At 75.5% G+C, this 8,546-nt stretch carries 9 protein-coding genes and 1 pseudogene; 6 read left to right on the forward strand and 4 right to left on the reverse strand.

The annotated features are described in order from the left end of the window. The first annotated feature begins 102 nt into the window (after nucleotides 1–102). Nucleotides 103–852, forward strand: a complete 750-nt coding sequence (locus AB0F18_RS37130; protein WP_362069321.1) for a helix-turn-helix domain-containing protein — start codon at nucleotides 103–105, stop codon at nucleotides 850–852. On the opposite strand, the gene AB0F18_RS37135 is transcribed toward AB0F18_RS37130, so the two are convergent. Next, nucleotides 780–1,184: a VOC family protein gene (locus AB0F18_RS37135; RefSeq protein WP_362069324.1), complete on the reverse strand. Its 405-nt coding sequence runs from the start codon at nucleotides 1,182–1,184 to the stop codon at nucleotides 780–782. The genes AB0F18_RS37130 and AB0F18_RS37135 overlap by 73 nt on opposite strands. 161 nt (nucleotides 1,185–1,345) lie before the next feature. Here AB0F18_RS37135 and AB0F18_RS37140 point away from each other — a divergent pair, with 161 nt between their 5' ends. From AB0F18_RS37140 to rsgA, 4 genes are all read left to right on the forward strand, one after another. Next, nucleotides 1,346–1,810: a hypothetical protein gene (locus AB0F18_RS37140; RefSeq protein WP_362069327.1), complete on the forward strand. Its 465-nt coding sequence runs from the start codon at nucleotides 1,346–1,348 to the stop codon at nucleotides 1,808–1,810. A gap of 66 nt (nucleotides 1,811–1,876) precedes the next feature. Beyond that, complete coding sequence (locus tag AB0F18_RS37145; RefSeq protein ID WP_362069330.1) at nucleotides 1,877–2,965, forward strand: histidine kinase; 1,089 nt, start codon at nucleotides 1,877–1,879, stop codon at nucleotides 2,963–2,965. Next, nucleotides 2,962–3,639, forward strand: a complete 678-nt coding sequence (locus AB0F18_RS37150; protein ID WP_362069333.1) for a response regulator transcription factor — start codon at nucleotides 2,962–2,964, stop codon at nucleotides 3,637–3,639. Before AB0F18_RS37145 ends, AB0F18_RS37150 begins: the two co-directional genes overlap by 4 nt. 264 nt (nucleotides 3,640–3,903) lie before the next feature. Continuing rightward, nucleotides 3,904–5,025, forward strand: a complete 1,122-nt coding sequence (gene rsgA, locus AB0F18_RS37155) for a ribosome small subunit-dependent GTPase A (RefSeq protein WP_362069336.1) — start codon at nucleotides 3,904–3,906, stop codon at nucleotides 5,023–5,025. Nucleotides 5,026–5,229: 204 nt separating this feature from the next. Here the strand turns inward: rsgA and AB0F18_RS37160 are convergent, their stop codons facing one another. From AB0F18_RS37160 to AB0F18_RS37170, 3 genes are all read right to left on the reverse strand, one after another. Then, nucleotides 5,230–6,450 carry a beta-ketoacyl-[acyl-carrier-protein] synthase family protein gene (locus tag AB0F18_RS37160; protein WP_362069339.1) on the reverse strand — a complete coding sequence of 407 codons (1,221 nt, stop codon included), beginning with the start codon at nucleotides 6,448–6,450 and terminating at the stop codon, nucleotides 5,230–5,232. 134 nt (nucleotides 6,451–6,584) lie between these two features. Further along, nucleotides 6,585–7,067: a DUF456 domain-containing protein gene (locus tag AB0F18_RS37165; RefSeq protein ID WP_362069342.1), complete on the reverse strand. Its 483-nt coding sequence runs from the start codon at nucleotides 7,065–7,067 to the stop codon at nucleotides 6,585–6,587. A gap of 24 nt (nucleotides 7,068–7,091) precedes the next feature. After that, the gene (locus AB0F18_RS37170; RefSeq protein WP_362069345.1) at nucleotides 7,092–8,072 is read right to left on the reverse strand and encodes a helix-turn-helix domain-containing protein; all 981 of its coding nucleotides are present in this window, start codon (nucleotides 8,070–8,072) and stop codon (nucleotides 7,092–7,094) included. Nucleotides 8,073–8,248: 176 nt separating this feature from the next. On the opposite strand from AB0F18_RS37170, the pseudogene AB0F18_RS37175 reads away from it, so the two are divergent. After that, nucleotides 8,249–8,546: pseudogene (locus AB0F18_RS37175) on the forward strand (hypothetical protein); the annotation flags it as partial.

Genomic DNA, 8,546 nt, shown 5'->3' on the forward strand with positions numbered 1-8,546 from the left:
TACGAGGTCTTGCGCCCGGCGCACCGAGAGCACGCACCAGACGCCGCGGGGCCGCCCTCCGGGCGACGACGGGACTTTGACGACAGACCCTAGGCTGGCGGTGTGTACGAGGAAGCGCCGTCCCGGGTCGTCCCCGGTGCCGTGGTCTGGCGGGCCCGGGGCCCCGGCGGGGCCGTGCTGCCCGACGGCTGCATGGACCTGCTCTGGATCGACGGCCGGCTGCTGGTGGCCGGCCCCGACACCGGCCCGCACCCCGCCGGCGAGGTCCCCGGCCGCACCTTCACCGGCCTGCGCCTCGCCCCCGGCACCGCACCCGCCCTGCTCGGCGTACCCGCGCACGAACTGCGCGACCGGCGCGTCGAGCTGGCCGACCTCTGGCCCGCCCGTGAGGTGCGCGCGCTGACCGGGCGGACCGCCGGGTACGAGGACCCCCGCGCGGGCCTCGAAGCGCTGGCCCGGGCCCGGCTCGACGCCGTGGGCCCGCCCGACCCGCTCCTCGCCGAGGTCACCGCCCGGCTCCGGGCCGGGCAGCCCGTCTCCGCCGTCGCGGCGGCCGTCGGCCTCGGGGAACGCCGGCTGCGCCGCCGCTCCCTCGACGCCTTCGGGTACGGCCCCCGCACCCTGGGCCGCGTGCTGCGCCTCCAGCGGGCCCTGGCCCTGACCCGGCGCGGTCTGCCCCAGGCCGAGGTGGCCTACGCCGCCGGGTACGCCGACCAGCCCCACCTCGCCCGCGAGGTCCGCGCCCTGGCCGGGACCACGCTGGGGGCGTGGGCGGCGGCTCAGGCGCCCCCGGCGGCCGCGGGTGCGAACAGCGAGACCTGGCAGCCGTCCGGGTCCAGGACCACCGCGTAACGCTGCCCCCAGAAGGCGTCCCAGGGCTTCAGGTGCCCCCCGTACCCCGCGTCCGTCAGCTCGGCGTACAGCGCGTCCACCTCGGCGGGGGATCCGCACAGAAAAGCGAGCTCGCGGCGCGGCCCGCCGGACGGCGGGGTCCAGGACGGGTCGAAGGAGCGGACGACGTCCTCGGTGTCCCAGCCGATCCGCAGCCCGCCGGGCAGGACGGCCTCGACGTGCGGCTGTCCGTCCGCGTCGGCGGGGACGTCCAGCCCGAGGCGGCGGTAGAAGGCGAGCGAGGCGGCCATGTCGGAGACGACCAGGCCGATCATGTCGAGTCGTGGAGTCATGGCGGCAGGCTAGGCGGGGTCCGGCCCCACGGTCTTGAAGGAAACGGACACGGGCGCCCCCCGCCGGCCGCGTCTCCACCCGTGGGTGGAGACGGAACCTCCACCCGGGATCCACCCCGGCGCCGATCACACGGGCCCGGCCCGTTCCTAGCGTGAAGGACATGGAAATCGCACGTGTTCTCGTCATCGCCCTGGTCGTCGTCTTCGTCCTCGTACGCAGGTTCGGCGGGCGGCCCGTCAAGGACCGGGACCGCCTCTGGGTGCTGCCCGCGGTCCTGATGGTGATCGGCGTGGCCGAGGGCGGCCTCGTCGCCCCCGCCCACCCGGTGCTCAGCGTGATGCTGCTCGCCGCCGAGATCGCGGTGGCGTTCGGCATCGGCCTCCTGATGGGACGCGCCATGACCCTGTGGCGCGAACCCGACGGCACCCTCTGGGCCAAGGGCAACAACATGGTCCTCGCCCTCTTCGGGCTCTCCCTCGCCACCCGGGCCGGCCTGGCCCTCCTCGGCCACACCGCGGGCGTACCCGTACGGAACGGGGCCCTGCTGCTGACCCTCGCGGGCTGGATCCTGGCCCAGGGCCTGGCCCTGGCCGCCCGCTCCCGCCGCATCCCCGCCGCGGCGTGAGGCGGCGGACGGCATGCGGTCCGCCCGCCCGGGTCCGGAGGGGGCCGCTGGCTACAGTGGGCAGGGATGCCGATGCCACGCACCCTGCCCCCGCTCACGAACACCCACGTCAGGGTCGCCGTCCAGGTGGCGTTGGCCGTCTGGTTCGTGCACGGGCTGCTCACGCCCCCGCCCGGCGCCGCCGCCGTCGCCGTCGGGCTGGGCGGGCTCGGCATGACCATCCTCGGCCTCACCGTCCTCGACCGGCCCCGGGTCGCGGCAGGGGTCCTCGGCGCGGCCCTGGCCGCCGCCTGCGCGACCGGCCTGCTGGCGCCCGCCACCCCGTGGGTGGTCCTCGTCTTCGCCGTGTGCGGCTTCGCCGCCGCCCGCCTCGGGGCCGTCGCCGCGGCCGTCCTCCTCGGCGCCGGGACGGCCGCCGTCGCCGCCGTCACCGTGCTGCGCGGCCGCGACCCCGTCGAACTGTGGAACGTCGTCGGCCTCTGCGGGATGTACGCGTACGTCCGCGCCGGCCGGTCCCGGCGCGCCGCAGCCGAGTCCGAGCGGCAGCGCGCCCTGCTGGCCGAGCGCGCCCACGTGGCCCGCGAGGTCCACGACGTCCTCGCGCACTCCCTCTCCGCCCAGCTCATCCACCTCGAAAGCGCCCGCCTCACCCTGGAGGCCGGCCGCTACGAGGAGGCCGGCGTCCTCGTCGAGCGGGCCCGCGCCCTCGCCAAGGGCGGCCTGGAGGAGACCCGCCGGGCCGTCGCCGTGCTGCGCGGCGACGTCCCCGCCCCGCAGGAAGCCCTCGCCGCCCTCGCCGAGGAGTACCGCCGTACGACGGGCGCCGCGTGCGCCCTCACCGTCGACGCCGGACCGCGCCCGCTGCCGCCCGAGGCGGCCCTCGCCGTCGTCCGCACCGCGCAGGAGGCCCTGACCAACGCGCGCAAGCACGCCGTCGGCGCCGACGTGGAGATCACCCTCGCCTGCCCCGGCGACCGCTACGAGCTGTGCGTCACCGACTCCGGCGGCACCGGCCCCGCCCCGCACGCCGCCACCGGCGGCGGATACGGCCTGGTCGGGATGGCCGAACGGGCCGAGCTCATCGGAGCCGCCCTCGACGCCGGGCCGCACGGCACCGGCTTCCGCGTCCGGCTGGAAGGACCCCTCACACCATGACCGCTCCCCACCCCCCTACCCGGGTCCTCGTCGTCGACGACCAGACCGTCGTCCGGGAAGGGCTCGTCCTGCTGCTCGGCCTGCTGCCCGGCACCGAGGTGGTCGCCTCCGCCGCCGACGGCGCCGAGGCCGTCCGGCTCGTCGCCGAACACGCCCCCGACGTGGTCCTGATGGACCTGCGCATGCCCCGCATGGACGGGGTCGAGGCCACCCGGCTGATCACCGAGAACCACCCCGGGACCGGGGTCGTCGTTCTCACCACCTACAGCGACGACACCTCCGTGCTGGACGCCCTCAAGGCCGGCGCCCGCGGCTACCTCACCAAGGACGCGGACGCGCAGGAGATCGCCCGCGCCCTGGCCGCCGTACGCGAGGGCGCCACGAGCCTCGGCCGCGCGGCCCAGGAACGCCTGGTCGCGGCGGCCGTCGGCGCCGCCGAACCGCCGCGCCGGCCCCAAGGCGCCCAGCTGCCCGACGGCCTGACGGCGCGTGAGGGCGAGGTGCTCGCCCTGATCGCCGAGGGGCACTCGAACCCCGAGATCGCCCGGCGGCTCACCATCGGCGAGTCCACCGTCAAGACGCACATCAACAACCTCTTCGCGAAGACCGGCGTCCGCGACCGTGCCCAGGCCGTCCGCTACGCCTACCGGCACGGTCTGGCTGCCGGAAATTAAATCGGTGGTGCGGTCCGCCGGGGCCGGGTTATCGTTCGGGAGTCAGGGAGCGCGGCGGCCAGCCGCCTTCCGGGAGAGCCGAGTTGGCTCGCCGAGGAATGTGCCCAGCAGGAGGTGAGGACGTTGATGACTGTCACGGTGACGGGTGTTGCCCGCGTTCAGGAGTTCATCGTCGTTTCCGCCCCTGTGGTCTCCGGCTGACCTCATACCTCTCCGCGCGCCGCCGAGCGTGCGCTGCCGGGGCCACCCTGTGAAGGGTTCCCCTTGACTCTCGCTTCCACCCGCTCCACCCGCTCCACCGGCTCCAACCTCCCGCACGCCCTCGCCGCCTTCGGCTGGGACGAGGCCTGGGCCACCGAGTTCGCGCCCTACGCCGCCGAGGGACTCCTCCCCGGCCGGGTCGTCCGCGTCGACCGCGGACAGTGCGACGTCATGACCGAGGACGGCGTCATCCGCGCCGACACCGCCTTCGTCACCCCCCACGACCCGCTCCGGGTCATTTGCACGGGCGACTGGGCCGCCGTCGAGGCGACCGGCAACCCGCGCTACGTGAAGGCGTACCTGCCGCGCCGCACCGCCTTCGTACGCTCCACCTCCTCGCAGCGCTCCGAGGGGCAGATCCTCGCCGCCAACGTCGACCACGCGATCATCGCGGTCTCGCTGGCCGGCGAGCTCGACCTCGGCCGGATCGAACGCTTCCTCGCGCTGGCGTGGGAGTCGGGCGCCCAGCCGCTGATCGTCCTGACCAAGACCGACCTGGTCCCGGACCCGGCCACGCTCGCCTACCTGGTCCAGGACGTGGAGACCACGGCTCCCGGCGTCCAGGTCCTGACCGTCTCCTCCCACACGGGGGAGGGCACGGACGTCCTCGCAGCGGTCGTCGGGGACGGCACGAGCGTGCTGCTCGGGGTCTCCGGCGCCGGCAAGTCCACGCTGGCGAACGCGCTGCTCGGCGCGGACGTCATGGACGTCCAGGCCACCCGCGAGGTCGACGGCAAGGGCCGCCACACCACGACCACCCGCAACCTGCTCGCCCTGCCGGGCGGCGGTGTCCTGATCGACACCCCGGGACTGCGGGGCGTCGGGCTCTTCGACGCGGAGGCGGGGGTGGTGCAGGTGTTCTCGGAGATCGAGGACTACGCCGCCTCATGCCGCTTCCACGACTGCGCGCACGAGGCGGAGCCGGGGTGCGCGGTGCAGGCGGCGGTGGAGGACGGCACGCTCCCCGAGCGGCGCCTGGAGAGCTACCGCAAGCTGCTGCGCGAGAACCAGCGGATCGTCGCGAAGACGGACGCCCGGCTGAGGGCGGAGATCCGCCGCGACTGGCGCGTCAAGTCGGCGGAGGGCCGCGCGAACTACGCGGCGAAGCGGGGCGGCCGACCCTGACCCTGCCCTGGCCGGGCGTTTACGGGGGCGGCCGTTGCCCTGGCCGGGCGTTTGCGGGGTCGGGGGTGGCCGGGAACTATCCAGCCTCGCCGCCACCTCCAGCCCCGCCGGCGTTTGGGGCGCGGGTCCGGGCAGCGCCCGGGGAACGGGGGAAGGGCGGGTAGGGGAGCGCTCCGCGCAGCGGTGCCCCGCGGCCCCGCGGGGTCAGGCGGACGTGAAGAGGAGGGCGGCGTTGTGGCCGCCGAAGCCGAAGGCGTTGGCCAGCGCCGCCGGCACCGGCATGCGCCGCCCCCCCCCCCCCACCACGTCGAGCCCCACCGAAGGGTCAAGGGCATCGAGGTTGCGCGTCCCCGGCACCACCCCCTCGTACACGGCCCGTACCGCGGCGATCGCCCCCACCGCCCCCGCCGCCCCGAACAGGTGCCCCGTCATGGACTTCGTCGCCGTCACCGCGGGGTGCCCGCCCACCGCCTCGGCGATGGACCGCGCCTCCACCAGGTCGCCCGCCTGCGTCGACGTGGCGTGCGCGTGTACGAGGGCCACGTCGGCGGGGGCGAGCCCGGCGGCGGCCAGGGCCGTCCGCATCGCCCGTACCTGCCCCGGCGCGTGCGCCGCCGTGATGTGGTGGGCGTCCGAGGTCACCCCGGCCCCCGCCAGCCGCGCGTACACCCGGGCCCCGCGCGCCGCCGCGAACTCGGCGCGTTCCAGGACGACCAGCCCCGCGCCCTCGCCGATGACGAATCCGTCGCGGCCCGTGTCGAAGGGGCGGGAGGCCGCCGCCGGGTCCTCGTTGCGGGTCGAGTGGGCCTTGGCCTGGGCGAAGCCGGCCAGCGGGAGCGGGTGGATGCAGGCCTCCGTACCGCCGGCCACCACCACGTCCGCCCGGCCGAGCCGGATCAGGTCCAGGGCCAGCGCCAGGGCCTCCCCGCCGGAGGCGCAGGCGCTGACCGGCGTGTGCGCGCCGCCGCGCGCGCCGAGCTCGATGGACACCCAGGCCGCCGGGCCGTTGGCCATCAGCATCGGCACGGTGTGCGGGGACACCTTGCGCACCCCCGAGGCCTCCAGGACGTCGTCCTGCCCGAGCAGGGTCAGCGCCCCGCCGGTGCCGGTCCCGATGACCACCGCCAGCCGCTCCGGCTCCACCTGAGGCCGCCCCGCGTCGGCCCACGCCTCGCGGGCGGCGACCAGGGCGAGCTGCTCGCACCGGTCCAGGCGCCGCGCCTGGACCCGGTCCAGTACCTCGGCCGGGTCCTGGCGCACCCGCCCGGCGATGCGCACCGGCAGCGCGGCGGCCCAGTCCTCGTCCAGTGCGCGGATCCCGTTCTCGCCGCGCAGCATGGCCTGCCAGGTGCTGGTCGCGTCGCCGCCGAGCGGGGTGGTGGCCCCCATGCCGGTGACGGAAACTCCGGTGATGCCCTGACCCATGACGGATCCCCCTTGTGGTCATTCCACAGTCGTCTGACTGCTTGTCCAACCACTGTGCCAAGGAGGTGCTTGCCTCATGAGCGAGATGATCAATGGATTCATGATCACTGATTTGTAGGGTTCGGTCATGGTGGTCAGGTCGCCAGGACCGTACCGATCCAGCCGGCGACCACCATCAGACAGGCCATCAGCTCCACCAGCACGCTCGTCCCCACCGCCCGCATCACCGCCCGTACCGAGGCCCGGGCCTCGCGGTCCGAGCCCAGCCGGAGCCGCTCGCACAGGTAGACGCCGCCCAGGAACCCCGGTACCGCCCCCACCACCGGCATCAGCACGAAGCCCAGGAGCGCGCCCGCCCCCGCGTACGCCGCCATCCGGCGGGTGACCCCCACCCCGCGCAGCCGCCGCGGCGGCAGCTGCCACTTGACCACCTGGACCACCAGCAGCAGGGCCGTCGCCGCCCCCAGCAGGGCCCAGGCCGCAGACGTCCGCTCGTGCATCGACCACCACAGCAGCCCCGCCCAGACCAGCCAGGTCCCGGGCACGCCCGGAACGAGCACGCCGAGCACCCCGAGCAGCAGGACCAGCCCCACCAGGTACAGCTGAGGCAGATCCATGCGCTCAGCGTGCCCGAGGCGCTGCTAACGGGCCACCCAGCCCCGTTCGTACGCGTGCCAGCCCAGCTGGAGCCGGGTCGTGACGCCGGCCATCTCCATCAGGCCCTTGACCCTGCGCTGGACCGTGCGCAGGCCCAGCTCCAGGTGTTTGGCCACGCTCGCGTCCGTCATCCCGGCCAGCAGGAGGGTCAGGATCTCCAGGTCCGTGCTGTCCGGTACGCCGCCCGACTCCTCCGGCCCCCCGGTCGTCCCCAGGCGCAGGGGCACCGCCTCGCGCCACACCGCCTCGAACAGCCCGAGCAGGGACTCCAGCAGGCCCGAGGCGTGGACGACGAGCGCCGCCGGTTCCGCGCCGCGCGCCGTGAGCGGGACCATGGCCAGGGTGCGGTCCGCGATGACCAGGCTGGTGGGGACCCGGTCCGTCACCCGGACCCGTTCGCCCCGCACCAGTGCCGTCGACGCTTCGCGGATACCGGTGGGCAGGGCCAGGACGTCCCGTTCGATCACCACCCGGTACGCGACCCCCCGTACCGAGGCCTGTTCCTCGGTCGGCTCGTTGTCCATCCCCGACACCACCAGCGGCCGGGCGCTGGCCAGCGCGCACACCTCGTCCACCGCGCCCAGCTGGATCTGGTGGAAGCGGTGCGCGACCGCGCTCGCGCCCGTCACCACCTCCACCATGTCGTGCACCGCCGCCTCGACGGCCTCCGCCCGGTACTCGCGCGCCAGCAGCTCGGCGGCCAGTTCCGCCTGTTCCAGCTCCTGCCGCTGCTGGGTGAGGAGGGCGCCCAGGGCCACCCCCGGCGGCGCGGCCACCCAGCGGCCGGGACGGGCCGAGGACTGCGCCGCCAGCCCGTGCCGCTCCAGTTGCCGCAGGGTCCGCTCGGTCTGCGCCACCGGCAGCGTCAGCCGGTGGGCGAGGTCCGGCACCTCCGCCGCCCCCAGCGCCACCAGCGCGCGGTACGCCGACTCCTGGCCCTCGTCCAGGCCTATTGCCCCCAGCAACCCGTACACCCCCACTCTCAGAGCCGTTCCGGGCCATCTTCGCCACACCCCCCGCCCGTTTGCCAAGGTGGAGCCGCTGCCGGGGTGCGGCCGGGGGTGTCCGAGGCTCCCTCTCCGGGGGGACCTTTTCGCGCATTCGGGGTTTTCCGCCGCCCGAGGGGGCCGACAATGAGGGCATGAGTCAGCAGGGCGCGGAGGACTGGTGGCAGAAGCTGTACGAGGACCCGGACGCGGGATCCGGACCTGACCCGGGGGACACGCTGGACCAGCGCTTCCGCTCGGCGTCGGTCATGGTCGGCGACCAGGACCCGCCGCTGCTCCCGGGCCCCCGGGCGGCGCACACCGCGCCCGCCGGGCCCCCGGTGGCGCCCGAGGCGGCCCCCGCGGACGTCCCGCCGCCCCGGCTGGACAAGCCCGCCGCGCCCCTCCCGCCGCCCCGGCGGGACCCCCGGGTGACGGGGGCCACCGGGTACG

It is taken from the genome of Streptomyces sp. NPDC029216, assembly GCF_040648015.1.
Classification (GTDB): Bacteria; Actinomycetota; Actinomycetes; order Streptomycetales; family Streptomycetaceae; genus Streptomyces.

Coding starts and splice junctions, on each gene's coding strand:
- AB0F18_RS37160 (WP_362069339.1), bottom strand. CDS start 6,450: ATGGGTCAGGGCATCACCGGAGTTTCCGTCACCGGCATGGGGGCCACC.
- AB0F18_RS37150 (WP_362069333.1), top strand. CDS start 2,962: ATGACCGCTCCCCACCCCCCTACCCGGGTCCTCGTCGTCGACGACCAG.
- AB0F18_RS37165 (WP_362069342.1), bottom strand. CDS start 7,067: ATGGATCTGCCTCAGCTGTACCTGGTGGGGCTGGTCCTGCTGCTCGGG.
- AB0F18_RS37140 (WP_362069327.1), top strand. CDS start 1,346: ATGGAAATCGCACGTGTTCTCGTCATCGCCCTGGTCGTCGTCTTCGTC.
- AB0F18_RS37135 (WP_362069324.1), bottom strand. CDS start 1,184: ATGACTCCACGACTCGACATGATCGGCCTGGTCGTCTCCGACATGGCC.
- AB0F18_RS37145 (WP_362069330.1), top strand. CDS start 1,877: ATGCCGATGCCACGCACCCTGCCCCCGCTCACGAACACCCACGTCAGG.